Origin of the sequence: Paraburkholderia sp. J10-1 (assembly GCF_905220165.1) — a bacterium.
Lineage (GTDB): Bacteria > Pseudomonadota > Gammaproteobacteria > Burkholderiales > Burkholderiaceae > Paraburkholderia.
In genome coordinates this window covers 443,470-460,840 of record NZ_CAJMYW010000005.1, presented here as the reverse complement: position 1 = coordinate 460,840, position 17,371 = coordinate 443,470, and the positions used below count along the sequence as shown (strand labels likewise).

Here is a 17,371-nt window from a genome sequence, read left to right as displayed (position 1 = left end):
CGTCAGGCCGCCACCTTTGCGCGGCTGTCGAGCGTCGCGCCTTCGTACACCTGACCAAAGCGGTTCGCAAGGAACTGCTGAAGCGACACCTGCTCCTGGCGCACGAACCCGGCTTGCGGCAGACGCTGCTCGCGGAACAGGTCGAGCACCGCACACATGGCGCCGGCCGTGGTGATCTGGATCGCGCTCATGGGCACGCCGCACACCGTCTTCGCGAAGATCTTGCGCGTGAACACTTCCTGAACGAGCTTGCCGTCGCGCATGCCGGTCACGGTCATGAAGATGAGCACGACATCCTGCTCCGTGGCGGGCACCGAGCGCCGCATGATGGACTTGAGCGTGTCGCGGTCGCTCGAAAGACGCAGGTCTTCGAGCAGGAACTGCATGAGTGCGCGATGCCCCGGATAGCGTACCGACTTGTAGTCGAGCGATTCAACCTTGCCCGAAAGCGTTTCGCAAAGCGTGCCCAAACCGCCGGAGGTATTGAAGGCTTCGTACTCCACGCCGTCGAGCGAGAAATGCTCGAGGCCTTCGAGCGGCTGCACCCACTGCGTGCGGCTATCGCGGATCGCTTCGCACGGCTGGCAATACTCGTTGATGAGGCCGTCCACGCTCCAGGTGAGGTTGTACTTGAGCGCGTTGGTGGGGAACTGCGGCAGCGCGCCCACGCGCATCTTGACGTCGCGGATCTCGGTGAAGCGGCTCGCGAGCGCATGCGCCGCAATGCCGATGAAGCCGGGCGCGAGACCGCATTGCGGCATGAAGACATGATCCGAGCCTTCGGCCAGCGCGCGGATCGCGTGAGTCGCGCGCACGTCCTCGGTCAGATCGAAGTAATGGACGCCCGCGCCCTTGGCCGCCGAGGCGACGTTCACCGCCAGGTAATACGGCAGCGCGTTGATGAGCACGTCGTAGCCTTCGAGCGCGCCGCGCAACGCGGCAGCGTCACCGGAATCGACACGCGCGGTGGGAATGCCCTGCGCGGCGAGCGGTTCGAGCGCCTTCGCATCGCGGTCGAAGGCAGCCACTTCGTAGTCGCCGCTCTCGCGCAGCATGTGGGCAATGGTGTGGCCGATCAGGCCGGCGCCTGCAATCGCAACTTTCATGTGTCATCTCCTTTGGTTTTCTATGCTTGGGGATGGGCAGCGCCCGCTCAAACACAGTCTAGGGAGAGACAAAAACGGTTCATAGACACAAAACGATGCGTTTAGACCGTGGTTTTCGTCATTATGACGATACATTTCGTCGAAATGACGAAAACGGTCAATTTCGATGCGGCAAACCCCGTCGTCCAGCCTCCCGTTTGGTCCGCATTTCGCCCGTCACTCAGCCCGTCACGGAGCCGCGATCGACCTTGCGTGCGAGCACGATGGAGGTGGTCGTGCGCTCCACGCCCGGGATGCCGCCGATCTGATCGAGCAGGTCGTTGAGGCGGTCGGGCGAATCGGCGCGCAGCCACGCCACGTAGTCGTACTCGCCGCTCACGGCGCACAGCAACTGCACTTCGGGCATCTTGCCGAGGCGCTTTTGCACATCGGGCCCGTGGCGCGGCGCGATGATGAGCCCGACCCACGCCTGCAAGCTCGCGTCGAGCACGTCCTGGCCGAGACGCACGCCGTAGCCGGCGATCACCTGCGTGCGCTCGAGACGCTCGATGCGTGCAAGCACCGTGGTGCGCGCGACGCCCAGGCGCCGTGCGAGATTCGCGACGCTTTCGCGCGCGTTTTCCTGCAGCAGCGCAACGAGGCTGCGGTCTAGGTCGTCGAGTTGATCGAGGCGCGGAGGTCTCATCGGGCGGTGGTCTCTTCGAGAGGTCTGAACGGCGTCATTATCGCGCGCGGCTCGCCGGCCGAGCGGCGGTCGCGGCGTGCAAGCCATGCGCGACGGGTATTTCCACGCGTTTCGTTTGTAAGCAAGTGTCGCAGCCGGGCCGTCGTGTAGCGAGAACGTGGTACTAATAACGGCTGCAGCCGATCTGGCCGTGCTACCCGCTACGAAATGATTCAAGGAGTCACAATGAAGAAAGCTTTCGTCATCCTTGCCGCCACGCTCTCGATGAGCGGCGCATTTGCACAAAGCGCCGCTCCGGCCGCCGCAGCCTCGGCCGCATCGAGCGCCGACGTGCGCGCCGCGCAGCATCAGCAGCGTGTCGAGGAGCGCATCACGTGGCTGCATACGCAGCTCAAGATCACGCCCGAGCAAGAGCCGCAATGGAAGACGTTCGCCGATGTCATGCGCAGCAACGGCCAGACCATGGCCGGCCTCTACAAGCAGCGCATGGAGGGCGAGAGCACGCGCAACGCGCTAGATGACATGAAGCAGTACGCGCAAATCTCGCAGGCCCACGCCGACGACATGCAAAAGCTCGTCACGGCGTTCGAGCCGCTTTACACGAGCCTCTCGCCCGAGCAAAAGAAGCTCGCCGACCAGACCTTCCGCCACGGCAGCGAGCATGGCCCGTCGGGCAAGCCGATGAAGCCGAAGCACAAGGGTAAGGCGAAGCCGTCCGCGGAAGCAGCGCCAGGCGAGGGCGAAGCGGCCAGCACGCCGGCCGCGCAGTAACGCCGCGTCCCGCAAAAAGGCACAGTAAGGGCACCCGTCGAACGGGCCACGCTCCAAGGCGTGCGCGGCGGCGCGATCCAGGGTACCCTTGCGGACCGCGCGACGGCCGGGCAGTTTCGCCCGGCCGTCGTTTCTTTGGAACCCGATTCTTGTGAAGCAGGTCCGCTGCTGCCGCCATGATTGAACTGACCCAACTCGACCTGCGCGTCGACCCTGCCGCACAGCGCGTAGTCAAGGACGAAACCGTGAGCGTCGAGTTCGCAGCCGCTGCCGGCGAACTGATGAGCCTGGAAGGCCCGAACCGTTATGCCCCGGGCGACGCCATCATCACCGGTTCGACCGGCGATCGCTGGGTCGTATCTCGCGACCGGTTCGATGCGAAGTACCTGCCGGCGAGCGACACCCTCGCCCACGGCGAAGCCGGCGCGTATCGCAACCACCAGGTCGTGGTGCTCGCCAGGCGTATGGACGAGCCGTTTACGCTCGTGCGTTCGGCCGGCGGCGATCGCCTGAGCGGCGTGGCTGGCGACTGGGTCATGCAATACGCGCCCGGCGACTATGGCGTTGTGCAGGCCGCGCGTTTCGCCAAGGTCTACAAGCTCGCCAGCTGAGCTTCAGGACAACGCTGAACGGGGCGCAGTGCGCCCCGCGCTTCGCCGCCAAGTCGTCGCGTCTTCGTCCTCTTCATCCTTTACGCAAACTCTTCGTCCAGCGCGATCGTTACCTCGTGCGGCACCTCTTCGCCCTTCGCGTGCTGTTCCTCGAGCGATTCGATCGTCGCCTCCACATAGGCTCGCAATACCGCGAAGCTACGCCCGCGCAGCCGCGGCGGCAACGCGCGATAGCGCGCGAGCGCTGCAGGCGCGATCGCGACCGTAAGCGCCATGCGGCGCGCCTTCGAGCCAAAGCGCATCGCCACCCAGTGCACGACCAGTTGCGGCACGCCGTTTTCGTTCGGCTCTTCGGCAAAGCGCGTCTGCTCGGGAAAGATGTCGGCGATCACGCGGGCGAGTTCGTCGAAATCGGGGCTCGCGCATTCAAACAAATAGGCTTCCATTGACGCCAGAAAAATGAGAGTGAAACGCGCGGCCTCAAGCCGCGCGCGCGACGCGCCGCTCAGCGCGGCACGTTCTGAAAAGCACGACGGCGACCACGAGAGCCGCCACCGCATACACAGCATCCACGACGACGAGCGGCGCGAGACGCGCCTGATACATCGCCGCAGGCACGTCGATGAGCGCGTGCGCCAAGATCGCGAGCGGCAGAATCCCCCGCCATCCCGCGCGCACGCCGCGCCACATCAGCACCGACAACCCAATCTGAAATACGAATGCGGCCGTACGCTCGAGCGCGAACACGCCCGCGAAAAGCGGAGAGAGGCTCGCGAGAATCAGATGCACGCGCAAGACCGAGTCCATCGTGAGGTTGGAGAGATGCTCGTCGAGATCGCCACGATTGGCGAGCACCGAAAACACGATCCACTGCAGTTGCACGAGCACGCCGACGAACCACGCCTCCGCGCCCGCATGGCCGATGCCGTAGCCGAACGCCGCGCCGTCCGCGGGGGTATTGGGCTTGCGCGCGCCGCGGCGGCGCGCGATGATCCGCATGGCGATATAGCGGCCGACCTCCTCGCACACGCCCGCGATGAGCGCGCCGTACAGCACGAAGAAAGCGGGATTGGCGAGCACCTGCGCGGCGGCGGCGTTCTCGTGCAGCATGTAGTCGTTGATGGCGCGCTCGATCACGGTCGCGAAGAAGGCGAAGACGGCGACGCCCGCGATCGTATCGCGCCAGTCGAGCGCGAATGGCGCGCGCAGCCGGCGATAGAGCGATACGGGCAAGGCGGCGACGAACAGCGTCGCGAGCGAAAGGCAGACGAGCGTGATCGGGGCTACGGACATGGGCTTCCTTATGACGTTCGGCACGCACGTACGCGCGCCGCAGCCCGAATGATCGCAGATATTGGCGCCTGCGCGCAGGCCCGGCTGCGCGCAGGCCTGGGAATCGTGCCGTGGAAGCGCTCATTCAACCCGCAAAACGTGCTGGGGGGATAGCGCCGCAGTCACCCGAGCGTCGAAGCCCTCACCACCAGCTCGCCCTCGAACGCCGCCGCGCGGGCCTTGGGTGCCGCGCCTTCGATGCGCTCGTGCAGAAACTCCACGGCGCGATAGCCGATTTCGCGCGTGGGCTGGCGGATCGTGGTGATGCCGGCAAGCTCGGCCCACTCCGGATCGTCGATGGAGACTAGCGCCACGCGCTGCTGCCACTGCGCACCAAGCGCCGCCTTCAGATGCAAGGCCAGGCGCAGCGCGACCGGCGCGTTGGCTGCGAACAGCGCGCAGCGCGCCCCGCGCGCGAGCGCCTCGGCCACATGGGCGTCGAGCGCCGCGAGCGCGGCTTGCACGGCCGCTTCGTCGTGCAGATCGAGCACGTGCGTGAGGCCACGCGCCGCGCCCTTCGTCGCCTGCATCGACTCGCGAAACGCCGCTTCACGCTCGCGCCGCGAACTCACCTGCTCGAACGGCTGCACGACGAACACGATGTCGTCGTAGCCGCGCGCAAGCAAGTGCTCCGTGCCAAGGCGCACGGCTGCCGCATTGTCGAGGCCGACCATATCCGCATCGAGACCGTCGACGGTACGGTCGATCAGCACGGCCGGAATGCCGCCGCTCGCCACGGGCTTCAGCATCGATTCACGCACGCCGAGTGCATTGACGATCACGCCTTCCACGCGATACGTGGTCAGCAGTTGCAGATAGCGCCGCTCCATGTCGATTTCGTTCGCCGCGTGGCAAATAAGCGGCATGTAGCCGAGCGCGTGACACGCCTCCTCCACGCCCTGCAGGATCTCCACCGAATACGGATTGGCGAGATCGGCGAGCAAGAGGCCCAGCAGACGGTTGCGGCCGCGCTTGAGGCCACGCGCCATCTGGTTGGGGCGATAGTCGAGCCGCTCGATCGCCGCTTCGATGCGCGCGCGCAGGTCGGGCGACAGCACGCTCAGCTCGCCGTTCAGATAGCGCGAAATGCTGGTCTTGCCCGTGCCCGCTTCACGCGCCACGTCGCTGATGGTCGCGCGGCGCGGCGCCGTGGCCGCAGCGTCCTTTTCCGCGTCATCGCCGTTGTGCGAACGCGTCGCGCCGCCCGCAGCCATATTCATCGCGCGAGCACTTCGCGGTTGACGACGTTCACGTCGAGCGTGCCGGCGAGCGCCGCGACGAGGTTCTGCGCCGCGCAGCGCGCCATTGCGTGACGCGTCTCGTGCGTGGCCGAGCCGATGTGCGGCAGCGCCACGACGTTCGGCATACGCAGCAGAGGCGACGCGGGATCGATCGGCTCGCGCTCGAACACGTCGAGGCCCGCGCCGTGAATCGTGCCCGCTTCGAGCGCCGCGATCAGCGCTGGCTCGTCCACCGTCGCACCGCGCGACGCGTTGATCAGAATCGCGCTCTTCTTCATCTTCTGCAGTTGCTCCGCGCCGATCAGGTGTCGCGTGGCGTCGGTGAGCGGCACCTGGAGGCAGACGAAGTCCGAGCTTGCGAGCAGTTCGTCGAGTTCGACACGGCGCGCGCCATAGTTGCGCTCGGCCGCCTCGTTCGGACTGCGGTTCGTGTAGAGCACCTTCATGTTGAAGCCGAGCGCCGCGCGCCGCGCAACGGCGCCGCCAATGCGCCCGAGCCCCACGATACCGAGCGTTTTGCCCTGCACTTCCACGCCGAATTGCGGCGCGCCGATGCTGCCCTTCCAGTGGCCCGCCTTCACCCAGTCGGCCAGTTCGACCACGCGGCGCGCGCTCGCGAGGATGAGCGAGAACACGGTATCGGCCGTCGATTCAGTCAGCACGTCGGGCGTATGGGCCAGCACGATGCCGCGCTTCGTGAGATCGGGCACGTCGAACTGGTCGTAGCCCACGGAGATCGTGGAGAGCGCCTTCACGCGCGAGCCTTCCAGCATCGCCGGCGTGATCTTTACGCTCGCGCCGATCGCGCCGTCGGCGTCTTTTAGCGCGGCGGCGAGTGCACCGGGCTGGTCGGCGTCGACTTCGATCAGGTCGGCGTGCTCGCGCAGGTAGTCGGCGACATCGGCGGGCACGGCTTTGTAGACAACGATTTTCGGCTTCATAAGTGCGCTGGATAAAGAGACGTTATTTTCCGTGAGCCGGCGATACATAAGCACGGGCGGCGACGCGCTGCGGCTTCACGGCGAGCGTGAGGCCCACCGAAACGAGGAGCGCCACGCTCATGAACGCATAGGATGCCGCAGGCGAGCCCGTCGCGCCATTCAGATAGCCGACCACGTACGAGCCGACGAACGAGCCGAGGGCGCCCATGCTGTTGATGAGCGCCATGGCGCCGCCGGCCACGTTCTTCGGCAGCAGTTCCGGCACGATCGCGAAGAACGGGCCATACGGCGCGTACATCGCCGCGCCGGCTACGACGAGCAGCGCGTACGAAATCCAGAAGTGCGTCGAGCCGAGCGCGTAAGAGCCGGCAAAAGCGAGCGCGCCGACCAGCAGGAACGGCCACACGAAGGCGCGGCGATTGTCGAGCTTGTCCGAGGCCCACGAGGCGGCGAGCATCGCGATGGTCGCCGCAAGATACGGCACCGCGGAGAGCCAGCCCGTTTCGACCATGCCGAGCGCCGAGCCATTTTTCACGATCGAAGGCAGCCACAGCACGAAGCCATACACGCCAATGCTCCAGCAGAAGTACTGCGCGGATAGCAGCATCACGGCGGGCGTGCGGAACGCCTCGGCGTAGTTGCGCACCGGTTTGATGGCGGCCTGCTCGGCGCGCATCGCGGCGTCGAGCGCGCGCTTTTCATCGTCGGAGAGCCAGGTCACCTGTGCGGGCTTGTCGCGCACGAGGAACCACCAGCAAACGGCCCACAAAACAGCCGGCGCGCCTTCGGCGATGAACATGTGACGCCAGCCGAACGCATGCACGAGATAGCCCGAGACGACCGACATCCACAGCACAGTGACCGGGTTGCCGAGAATCAGGAACGTGTTGGCGCGCGAGCGCTCGGACTTCGTAAACCAGTTGCTGATGAAGATGAGCATGGCGGGCATCACGGCCGCTTCGACCACGCCAAGCACGAAGCGGATCGCCATGAGCGACGGGATGTTCGTGACGACGCCCGTGAGCGCCGCGCAGCCGCCCCACAGCACGAGGCTCGCGAACACGAGCGTGCGCACGCTGCGCCGCTCGGCATACATGGCGCCCGGCAGCTGGAAGAAGAAATAGCCGAGGAAGAACAGCGCGCCGATCAGCGACGAAAGCCCTGGGCTGATACCGAGATCGCGGTTGATGCCCGCCGCCGAGGCGAAGCCGTAGTTGGCGCGGTCGAGGTAGGCCAGGCTGTACGTGATGAACACGATCGGCATGATTGCCCACCAGCGGCGCGGTGCGAGCGAGGTTGAGGTCATCGGTGTCTCCAGTTGAACGGGGGGGCTTGGTACCGGGTGGTGCCGCCCTCTGGTCTCATGTCATTTGGCGCGGCGCTTGCGAATTCGCGTTGCGTTGCGCTGCGTGGTTCCAGCTTGTGCCGCGCTGATGCCGCTATACCGCAGCCGGGGCAGCGGCGCCCGCCTGCTGTGCACCTTCTAGCGCGTCGAGCTGCGCGCGCGTCGGCAAGCCTTCCGAGTCGCCGATCACCTGCACGGCCAGCGCGCCGATGCGGTTGCCGCGAGCGACCGCGGCAGCAAGCGCACGCCCTTCGAGCAGCGCGCTTACCACCCCCACGGCGAAGCCGTCGCCGGCGCCCACGGTATCGACCACCCGCTCCACGCGCTGCGCCGCGACGCGGCCTTGCTCGCCTTCGGCCGTGGCGTAGTACGCGCCCTCTGCACCAAGCTTCACGATCACGCCGCGCGCGCCGCGCGAAAGATAGAACTGCGCGATGGCTTCAGGATCGTCCGAGCCCGTCAGCACGCGGCCTTCGCCCACGCCTGGCAGCACCCAGTCGGCAAAACTCGCGAGTTCGTTGAGCGTGCCGACCATCTCGGCTTGCGAGCCCCAGAGCGTCGGGCGCAGGTTCGGATCGAACGAGATCGTGCGGCCCGCGGCCCGCATTTCGTGTGCAAGCTTGAAAGCCAGTTCGCGCGACGACGAGGAGATCGCAGGCGCCACGCCGCTCAGGTGCAGATGACGCGCGCCGAGCACATAGTCGGACTGATAGTCACAAGCCGAGAGCTTGCTTGCAGCCGATCCGCGGCGGAAATACTCGACCGCCGGATCGCTGCCGTCGTCGTTCTTCGACTTGAGCTGGAAGCCGGTCGGAAAGCGCGTGTCGGTGCTCACGCAGCGCGCGTCGATGCCTTCGTGCGCGAGCACGTCGCGCACGAACTGGCCGAACGAATCGGCGCCCACGCGGCTGATCCAGCCCACCTTGAAGCCGAGGCGCGCGAGGCCGGTCGCGACATTGAGCTCCGCGCCCGCCGCGCGCTTCGTAAAATGCGCGACCTCGGCGAGCGGCCCCGGGTCGGTAGCGACGAACATCGCCATTGCTTCGCCGTAGGTGATGACATCGAGTGCTGCGGTCATGAGATGCGTTCCTGATGAATCGTATGGGGTGTCTGCGGCCCGGCTGCGTGTGCTCAAGCGGCTGCGAGCCATTCGACGTAATGCGCGGCGTCGTCTTCCACGCGAGCCGGGTCGAACGGAAACTCGATGCCGCGTGGCACGTGTGTCGGCAGCAATGCGAGCGCGGCGCGGCACACCGCGTCGTCGTCGCCCGGCGCCGCGGCGAAGCGGCGTGCGCCCTCGCCCACGACGGCCTTGCAATGGATGTATTCGACGTACGGCGCGAGCGCGGCGGCGGCAAGCAGAGGCGGCTCGCCCGGCCATTGCCAGTTGCCGATGTCGAAGGTCATGCCGATCACGCCCGGTGCACCGCCGTCGCGCAACGCATTGAAAAGGCCGATGAACTGGTCGAGCTTGCCGCCCTGCTCGAGCTGACCGTTCTCGACGACGACGCGAGGACCGTGGCCCGCTTGCGCCCGGTCGTCAGTTGCGCCAGTGCACGCCCCCAATTCTTCGAGCAGACTCGCGAGGCGCGCCGCGCAAGCCTCGCCCGCGAAACCGCCGAGCTGCAGCTTCACGAAGCGTGCGCCAAGCGCACGGCCCGCTGCGAGCGCGGAGGAAAGCGCGGCCTCGTCGAGCGCGCCATCGTCGCCATAGAGTGCGTCCGGCGTGGACCAGACGCGCCACAAACCTTCGTTCGCAAGTGCAGTTCCGAGCGCGCGCAGCGCATCGGGCTGCACGTCGGCATCGTGCATCAGTTCGCGCCGCACCTCGAACGCCTGAGCGCCTGCGCGCCGCGCCAGCCGGCTCCACGCCGCATGCCCGTCACGCCTGATTGCCTGCGCGCCGAACGCGCTCGCCACGATTGCTACTTCCGCCATTGCCTTCTTCCTGTTGCCTGCCACCGCGCATTTCGCTTTTCTTGGAACCGGTTCCAAATCCAGCCCGAAAAAAAGCGCCTGCGCGCCGGTTGATTAGGGCGGATAGTGCGCGCTAGCCGCTCAGGCCGCCATTCTGGATTGCCCTGGGTCGGGTGCGTCTGGTGAATTACGCGCCGGGAACGTCCGCGAGACACAGTTCCAGAAAGCGCTGTGCGACGCGCGAAGCCGCGCCCGCGTGCGGCACCAGAATCGAGAAGCGCCGCGCAAGCGGTTCGGGGCCGAGGCTGATCAGCCGCAGCGCGCCGTTCTCGTGGCGCATCGACATGGCCGAAACGAAGCCGATGCCCATGCCCGCCCGCACCGCTTCCTTCACGCCCTCCACGCCCGCGATCTCGAGCGCCACGCGCATGGGCACGCCCGCGCGCGCGAACGCCCGTTCGACCACCTGGCGCACGCCCGAGCCATCCTCGCGCAAAACGAGCGGCCACTGCGCGAGCGTTTCCACCGTAATGGCCGGCATCGGCGCGGCCGACTCCCCTTGCGTGTCGGACTGCGACGCCAGCGCGTGAGCGCGCGGCACGATGGCGACGATTTCGTCCTCCAGCCACGGATGCACGGCCGTATCCGGCGGCAACTGCTCGCCCACCGGCCCTTCGATCAGCGCGATGTCGACTGCCCCGAGCATGCCCACGACGTCTGTCGTATTCCCGCTCGACGTTTCGAGCTTGACCTGCGGATAGCGCCCATGAAATTGCGCCACCAGATACGGCAGCCGGTAGCTCGCGGGCGTGGTGGTCGCGCCGATGCGCAGCGTGCCGCGCTCGAGCCCGCGCAACGCGTCGCGGTAGGTCAGTGCGTCGCGCCAGGTGTCGCGCAAGCGGGCCGCGTAGCCCGCGAGTTGCTCGCCCGTAGGCGTGAGGCGTACGCCTCGGCCGTCGCGCTGATAAAGCGGCTCGCCAATCTCCTCCTGCAGCAGCCGCAGCTGGCCCGAAACGGCCGGCTGCGACAAATGCAGCGCCAGCGCAGCTCGGCTGATGTTGAGATGCTCGGCGACTGCCGCGAAAGTTATCAGTTGTTCCGGGGTCATCGTGGAAAACCATCGTGTTGTCCTATATATTACTTCACAAATCACGATTTTTCATATCGATATATCTAACTTAGGATTAGGCCATTCGATAGCGACCTGTTCGCTACCCCATTTTTCGACCGGTGCATCCGGTAGAGAGGCCGTCATGTCTACTCCCAGTCTTGCGCACGCGTTGCCGTCCACCCGCGGGCAGCTCAACGGCGTGCTGTTCGTCGCGCTGTTCGCGGCGGCCGTCACCAGCATCGCTTCGCTGCCCGCCATCGCCGGGCTCGGCATGAGCCCGCTGATCGTCGGCATCGTCGCGGGCGCAATCTACGGCAATGCGCTGCGCGACGGCATGCCCGAAAGCTGGGCCGCCGGCGTGAACTTCTCCGCGCGCAAACTGCTGCGCATTGCCGTTGCGTTCTTCGGGCTGCGCGTGAGCCTGCAGGAGATCGCCCAGGTCGGTGTGCCGGGGCTCGTCGAGTCGGTCGTGATCGTCGTGAGCACGCTGGTGATCGGCACCTGGGTCGGCATGAAGCTGCTCAAGCTCGACCGCGACACCGCCATTCTCACGGCGGCCGGCAGCGCGATCTGCGGCGCGGCCGCCGTGCTCGCGTTCGAATCCACGCTGCAGTCGAAGCCGCACAAGAGCGCCATGGCGGTGGGCAGCGTCGTGCTGTTCGGCACGCTCTCGATGTTCCTCTACCCGGTGATCTACAAGGCAGGCTGGCTGCATCTGGACACGCTCGGCGCCGGGCTTTTCTTCGGCGGCACGATTCACGAAGTCGCCCAGGTGGTGGGCGCGGCGAGCAACGTGAGCCCGGAGGCCACGCATATCGCCACCATCGTCAAGATGACGCGCGTGATGCTGCTCGTACCCGTGCTGCTCGTGCTCGGCGTGTGGCTCAACCGTGCGGCGCGCAGCAAGGCGCTGGCCGACGGCCATGCCAGCCACGGCGGCGCACGCAAGCTCGCGGTGCCCTGGTTCGCGCTCGGCTTCCTCGCGCTCGTGATCGTGAATTCGCTTCACGTACTGCCCGAAACGGCCACCCATGCGGTCAACACGCTCGACACCTTCGCGCTGACCATGGCGATGACGGCGCTCGGCATCGAGACACGTGTCTCGCAAATCCGCCAGGCCGGCCCGCGGGCGTTGACAGCCGGCTTCATCATCTACCTGTGGCTGGTTGGCGGCGGTCTTGCGATCACCTGGGGCGTGGAGCGCCTGTTCGGATGATCCGGCGCCCAGGGGCCGCGCGCCCCGCCCCGTTCCCCTGTGTGCCGGCGCGCCCGGCCACCGGCCCCGCTTGCAGCGGGGCTTTTTGCGTTTCAGCGCGCGGCCGTTTTGCGCCATCTCGCGAGTGCGCGCCACGCGCGAACCAGGCGCGACGGTTGCGAGCGATACTGTGCGTTGCTGCCCGTTGCGTGGGCAGCCGCCGCGCGCGCCGAGGCGAGCACGGCAACGAACGCAAGGGGACGACCGATGGCATACGAGCTCTATTACTGGGACGGCTTGCAGGGCCGGGGCGAATTCGTGCGGCTCGCGCTGGAAGAAGCGCAAGCGCCCTACGTGGATGTCGCGCGCGGCGAGAAGAAAGAAGGCCTCGGCATCGGCGCGATGATGAGCGAGCTGGAAAGCGCGCAGCCGTATCCGCCATTCGCGCCGCCCTTCCTCAAGGACGGCGACCTCATCGTGTCGCAAACCGCCAACATCCTTTTCTTTCTCGGCCCGAAGCTCAAGCTCGCGCCGCGCGACGAAGGCCTGCGCATCGTCGCGAACGGCCTGCAGCTCACGATCGCGGACCTCGTGACCGAGGCGCACGACACGCATCACCCCATCGCGAGCGCGCTTTACTACGAGGACCAGAAGGACGCCGCGAAGGCGCGCTCGGCGGATTTCATCGCGCATCGCATTCCGAAATTCATGCGCTATTTCGAGCGCGTGCTCGCGCAGAATCCGGACGGCCCGCGCCACATGGTGGGCACCGCGCTCACCTATGTCGATCTTTCGATGTTTCAGATCGTCGAGGGCCTGCGCTACGCGTTTCCAAAAGCGACGAAGCATTTCGCGGATCACTATCCGCATGTCGTCGCGCTGCACGACGCCGTCGCGAAGCGACCGAATATCGCCGCCTATCTTGCCTCGGAGCGGCGGTTGCCGTTCAACGAAACGGGCATCTTCCGGCACTACCCCGAACTCGACCGGGCCGTGCGCTGATTGCGCGCGCGCCGAGGGACGTGACCGCAGCCGCCCTGTTTCGCGCACGCGGCGCACAGTTGCCGCCGCGCACCCGTTATGCTTCCTGCCGCACGTCGCGCTCTGCGCACGCGCGGCTTTCTTTCACCCGTAACCCGACCCGCTCGCCGTGCTGTCATTCCTGCTGAAACTGCGCACTCGCGCCCGCGATCTCTTTCGCCTGTCCGACGCCCACACGATGCTGATCTGGTCGGTCATCGTGGGCGTTGCGGGCGCGTTTGCGACCGTGATCTTTCGCGAAGGCATCGCGCACGTGCAATTGTTTTTCACGGGCAGCGAAGGCAGCCTCGTCGAGATGGCGCGCCATCTGCCGTGGCACCGGCGCATCTGGATGCCAACCGTCGGCGGCTTTATCGCGGGCTGCCTGCTGCTGCTCGCGCGGCGCAAGGCACCGAGCAACGGCAGCAAGGCGATCCACGCCGACTACATCGAGGCGGTGGCGATCGGCGACGGCGTCATGCCCATCGGCACGAGCATCTGGCGCAGTCTCTCGTCGCTCTTTACGATCGCGAGCGGCGGCTCGATCGGCCGCGAGGGCCCGATGGTGCAACTCGCCGCCCTCGCCGCCTCGCTGATCGGCCGCTGGGTGCACTTCGATCCGTCGCGCCTGCGCCTGCTCGTCGCGTGCGGCGCGGCGGCCGGTATCACCTCGGCGTACAACGCGCCTATCGCGGGCGCGTTCTTCGTGACCGAGATCGTGCTCGGCTCCATCGTCATGGAGAGCTTTGGGCCGATCGTCGTCTCCTCGGTGGTCGCCAACATCACGATGCGTGAGTTCGCGGGCTACAAGCCGCCGTATGAAATGCCGGTGTTTCCGGCGGTAACGGGCGTCGAGGTGCTGCTGTTCGTGGCGCTCGGCCTCTTGTGCGGCGCGCTCGCGCCGCAGTTCCTCATGATGATGGATACCGCGAAAAAGGGCTTCGGCCGGCTCAACGCGCCGCTGCCCGTGAGGCTCGCGCTCGGCGGCCTCGTGGTCGGTATCCTTTCCGTCTGGACGCCCGAGGTGTGGGGCAACGGCTATAGCGTCGTGAACTCCATCCTGCATTCGCCGTGGACCTGGACCGCGCTCGCCACGGTGCTCGTTTTCAAGCTCATCGCGACGGCTGCGACGGTCGGCTCCGGCGCGGTGGGCGGCGTGTTCACGCCAACGCTGTTCATGGGCGCCGTGCTCGGCTGCCTGTTCGGCCAGGGCATGCACGCGCTCTGGCCCGACGGCACGTCCGCCTCGTACGCCTACGCGATGGTCGGCATGGGCGCGTTCCTCGCGGGCGCGACCCAGGCGCCGCTCATGGCGATCCTGATGATCTTCGAAATGACGCTGAGCTACCAGGTGGTGCTGCCGCTCATGCTTTCGTGCGTGGTCGCGTACTTCGTCGCGCGCGCGATCGGCAAGGCATCGATGTACGAAATCACGCTGCATCGCAACCGCGAGGAAGCCGAGCGCATGCGCCTGCGCATGACGCAGATGCGCGAGCTGGTGCGCCCCGCGCAGACCGTCGTGCTGGAGAGCGCGACGGTGCAGGAAATGACGCGCGTGTTCCTCGAATATCCGGTGAAGTACCTCTACGTGACGGACGAGACGGGGCGCTTTCTCGGCGCAGTCGCGCTGGCCGATATCACTTCGGATCTGCTGCAAAACCGCGACACCTCGAACAAGCACGCCCGCGACTACCTGAAGCCGACGTTCGACGTGCTCACGCCCGACATGCCGCTCGCCGTTGGCCTGCAGCACTTCATGTCGTTCCAGGGCGAGCGCCTGCCCGTGGTCGAAAGCACGCGTGAGCCGACGCTCGCGGGCGTGGTGTACAAGACCTCGCTTCTCGACGCCTATCAGCGCATGAACGCCGAGCGCTAAGTCTTGCGCGTGAGGCGTGTCGCGTGTGGCAAAGCGCGGCGGATTTTCTAGAATTCAGAGGGCAGTTTCAGAAAGCAGGCGCTACGCGGCCCGTGCTGTGCGCCCGCGCACCGACGCGCGTGCGCAAGGCCGCGAGAATCGACGCGGGGATCACCGGAGCGAAGATGAGCGAACCCTCACTCGAAGCCGTACGCCGCGACCACGCGGGCTGGATATTCGTGCACTTGCAGGGCGAGCCATACGACCGGGGCGAGCAGCACGGCAAATTGCTCGCCAACGAAATCCGCAACGCGATCCACACCGCGCGCTACCTCGCGAAATGGGACACGGGCGAGGACTTCGACACCTTCATCAACGCCGCGATTGCGCAGTTCACGCCGCGCCTCGACACCGAGTTCGCCGACGAAATCCAGGGCATCGCCGACGGCGCGGGCCTCAAGTTCGCCGAAGTGCTCGCCTGGAATGGCTACATGGACCTGCTGCAGAGCTGGTGGCCGGTTCATGCGGCGGCGCAGCAAGCGCCCCAGGGGCAACCGGCGGTGCGCCCGTGGCGCGGGCGGCGCGGCCACCACTGCAGCGCCTTCATTGCCACGGGCAGCGCGACGCGCGACGGCCGTATCGTCATGGCGCACAACTCGTGGGACCGCTACGCGGCCGGCGACGCCTTCAATATCGTGTTCGACATCGTGCCCGACTCGGGGCACCGCATCCTCATGCAGGGCTTGCCCGGCTGCATCTCGAGCCTCACCGACTTCTGGATCAACGGCGCGGGCCTCATGGTGACGGAGACGACCATCTCGAACTTCGTCGGCTATCGCGCGAACGGCGCCCCCGAGTTCTATCGCTCGCGCCGGGCGACGCAGTATGCGTCGAGCATTGCGCAATGGTGCGAGATGTTCGCGCAGGCGAACAACGCAGGCTATGTGAACAGCTGGCTCCTCGGCGACACCAAGACCGGCGAAATCGCGCGCTACGAACTGGGCCTGCAGCACGCGGGTTTCGAGAGCACGAAAGACGGCTTCTACAGCGGCTTCAACGCGGCCACCGACCTCAGGATCCGCAACCAGGAATGCACCGGCGAGGCCGACGACTACACCGACGTGCGCCACAACGGCGCGCGCCGCCTGCGCTTCATGCAGCTCGCCCAGGAGCACCACGGCGCGATCGACGCCGAACTCGCCAAGGCGATGATCGCCGACCATCACGACGTCTATCTCGAGCGCAGCGACAACCCCTGCTCTCGCACGATCTGCGGGCACCTCGAACTCGACGATGCGCGCTTCGGCGGCGCGGACCACGGGCCGTTCAACCCATGGGGCGCGAACGACGGCAAGGTGGTCGACGGCGAAATGGCGCGCGATCTGTCGTTCTGGGCGCGTTGGGGTCACCCGTGCGGCCGCCCGTTCGACGCCCAGGCGTTCATGCAGCGCCACCCGCAGTGGAACTGGCTCAACGGCTATATGCGCGACCGTCCCTCATGGCCCTGGACGCGCTTCGAGGCGCTGCGCCGGCCCTCGCTTTAATCCCGCGTAACGCCATCGCCCACAAAAAAGCACACGCGTTCGAGACGCGCCGGTGCATTTCCTGCCATTATGGTATTTCCGTATGCGCCTCGCGCACATGAGCCGTTGATCGACTCGTTGTGCCCTTCGCGTAGCGGCGCGCCTGGCCGCCCCGGCTGGCGCGGCCGCCTGCCCCGCCACCACACATGGCGGACGCGGTACGGCGCTTGCTGCGACCGATGGGCCGCATGAGAAAGGAGGTCGAGCGATGAAAACCTCGACACTGATGACCACCGTGCTGTTGTCGGCGTCTTGCTTCGCCGCTCCGGTACGCACTGCGCAGGAATCACCGGTCGCCCAGGCCAGCGCGCACATCCCGCTCGCAAGTGGACAGTCCCACGCCTACGACGCCCCCGTGGCGCCGCCCGCTCCCAACGTGCCAGTGATCGTGAACGGCCCGCAACACTGGGAATACCTCACGCTGCCCAAATCGCACCGCCTCGACAAAACACTTAGCCCGGACCTGCACGAGCAGACCTGAGCCCGACCGGCCCCCCGGTTGCGAACATGCGGCGAGTGAGCAGCGCCTGCGCACGCTGCGAAGGCGTGCGAGGCCGATTGTGTATGCTTGAGGCGCCGCGCTAGCGTTGCCCGCTGCAACGCAAACCAGACGCGGACATCATCTGAACAAATTCCGCATAACGAACGAGACGACGAC

17 protein-coding genes are annotated in these 17,371 nt (G+C 66.5%); 7 read left to right on the top strand and 10 right to left on the bottom strand.

Annotated features, from left to right (window positions below):
- Positions 1-2: 2 nt before the first annotated feature.
- Together U5A65_RS19465 and U5A65_RS19460 are read right to left on the bottom strand one after the other, a co-directional pair.
- Positions 3-1,106: a saccharopine dehydrogenase family protein gene (locus U5A65_RS19465; RefSeq protein ID WP_321908627.1), complete on the bottom strand. Its 1,104-nt coding sequence runs from the start codon at positions 1,104-1,106 to the stop codon at positions 3-5.
- 220 nt (positions 1,107-1,326) lie between these two features.
- Positions 1,327-1,791, bottom strand: a complete 465-nt coding sequence (locus U5A65_RS19460) for an Lrp/AsnC family transcriptional regulator (RefSeq protein WP_042265707.1) — start codon at positions 1,789-1,791, stop codon at positions 1,327-1,329.
- Positions 1,792-2,016: 225 nt separating this feature from the next.
- On the opposite strand from U5A65_RS19460, the gene U5A65_RS19455 reads away from it, so the two are divergent.
- Positions 2,017-2,562 (top strand): Spy/CpxP family protein refolding chaperone, encoded by a 546-nt coding sequence (locus U5A65_RS19455; RefSeq protein ID WP_321908628.1) that lies wholly within the window; start codon positions 2,017-2,019, stop codon positions 2,560-2,562.
- A 176-nt stretch (positions 2,563-2,738) separates the two neighbouring features.
- Positions 2,739-3,173, top strand: coding sequence for a PGDYG domain-containing protein (locus U5A65_RS19450; protein ID WP_321934822.1), 435 nt, complete (start codon positions 2,739-2,741; stop codon positions 3,171-3,173).
- A gap of 80 nt (positions 3,174-3,253) precedes the next feature.
- Here U5A65_RS19450 and U5A65_RS19445 read toward each other — a convergent pair whose 3' ends face one another.
- The 8 genes from U5A65_RS19445 to U5A65_RS19410 form a co-directional block, all read right to left on the bottom strand.
- Entirely contained in the window at positions 3,254-3,619 is a 366-nt protein-coding gene (locus tag U5A65_RS19445; RefSeq protein ID WP_321934823.1) for a DUF3022 domain-containing protein, read from the bottom strand.
- A 34-nt stretch (positions 3,620-3,653) separates the two neighbouring features.
- The gene (locus U5A65_RS19440) at positions 3,654-4,466 is read right to left on the bottom strand and encodes a YhfC family intramembrane metalloprotease (protein WP_321947006.1); all 813 of its coding nucleotides are present in this window, start codon (positions 4,464-4,466) and stop codon (positions 3,654-3,656) included.
- 161 nt (positions 4,467-4,627) lie between these two features.
- Complete coding sequence (locus U5A65_RS19435; protein ID WP_321934825.1) at positions 4,628-5,725, bottom strand: substrate-binding domain-containing protein; 1,098 nt, start codon at positions 5,723-5,725, stop codon at positions 4,628-4,630.
- Positions 5,722-6,687, bottom strand: coding sequence for a D-glycerate dehydrogenase (locus tag U5A65_RS19430; protein ID WP_321947005.1), 966 nt, complete (start codon positions 6,685-6,687; stop codon positions 5,722-5,724). The genes U5A65_RS19435 and U5A65_RS19430 overlap by 4 nt, the downstream gene beginning before the upstream one ends.
- A gap of 22 nt (positions 6,688-6,709) precedes the next feature.
- The gene (locus U5A65_RS19425; RefSeq protein ID WP_321947004.1) at positions 6,710-7,993 is read right to left on the bottom strand and encodes an MFS transporter; all 1,284 of its coding nucleotides are present in this window, start codon (positions 7,991-7,993) and stop codon (positions 6,710-6,712) included.
- A gap of 133 nt (positions 7,994-8,126) precedes the next feature.
- Entirely contained in the window at positions 8,127-9,110 is a 984-nt protein-coding gene (locus U5A65_RS19420) for a sugar kinase (RefSeq protein ID WP_321947003.1), read from the bottom strand.
- 53 nt (positions 9,111-9,163) lie between these two features.
- Complete coding sequence (locus U5A65_RS19415; protein ID WP_321947002.1) at positions 9,164-9,970, bottom strand: TIM barrel protein; 807 nt, start codon at positions 9,968-9,970, stop codon at positions 9,164-9,166.
- A 166-nt stretch (positions 9,971-10,136) separates the two neighbouring features.
- A complete protein-coding gene (locus U5A65_RS19410; protein ID WP_321947001.1) occupies positions 10,137-11,057 on the bottom strand; it encodes a LysR family transcriptional regulator in 921 nt (306 codons plus the stop codon).
- A gap of 145 nt (positions 11,058-11,202) precedes the next feature.
- Between U5A65_RS19410 and U5A65_RS19405 the strand changes: the two genes are divergently transcribed.
- From U5A65_RS19405 to U5A65_RS19385, 5 genes are all read left to right on the top strand, one after another.
- A complete protein-coding gene (locus tag U5A65_RS19405; protein ID WP_321934829.1) occupies positions 11,203-12,276 on the top strand; it encodes a YeiH family protein in 1,074 nt (357 codons plus the stop codon).
- Positions 12,277-12,522: 246 nt separating this feature from the next.
- A complete protein-coding gene (locus tag U5A65_RS19400) occupies positions 12,523-13,257 on the top strand; it encodes a glutathione S-transferase (protein WP_321947000.1) in 735 nt (244 codons plus the stop codon).
- Positions 13,258-13,405: 148 nt separating this feature from the next.
- Complete coding sequence (locus U5A65_RS19395) at positions 13,406-15,151, top strand: ClcB-like voltage-gated chloride channel protein (RefSeq protein WP_321908642.1); 1,746 nt, start codon at positions 13,406-13,408, stop codon at positions 15,149-15,151.
- A 164-nt stretch (positions 15,152-15,315) separates the two neighbouring features.
- Entirely contained in the window at positions 15,316-16,674 is a 1,359-nt protein-coding gene (locus U5A65_RS19390) for a C45 family peptidase (RefSeq protein WP_321908644.1), read from the top strand.
- Between the two features lie 247 nt (positions 16,675-16,921).
- Positions 16,922-17,194: a hypothetical protein gene (locus U5A65_RS19385; RefSeq protein WP_321946999.1), complete on the top strand. Its 273-nt coding sequence runs from the start codon at positions 16,922-16,924 to the stop codon at positions 17,192-17,194.
- Positions 17,195-17,371: the final 177 nt, after the last annotated feature.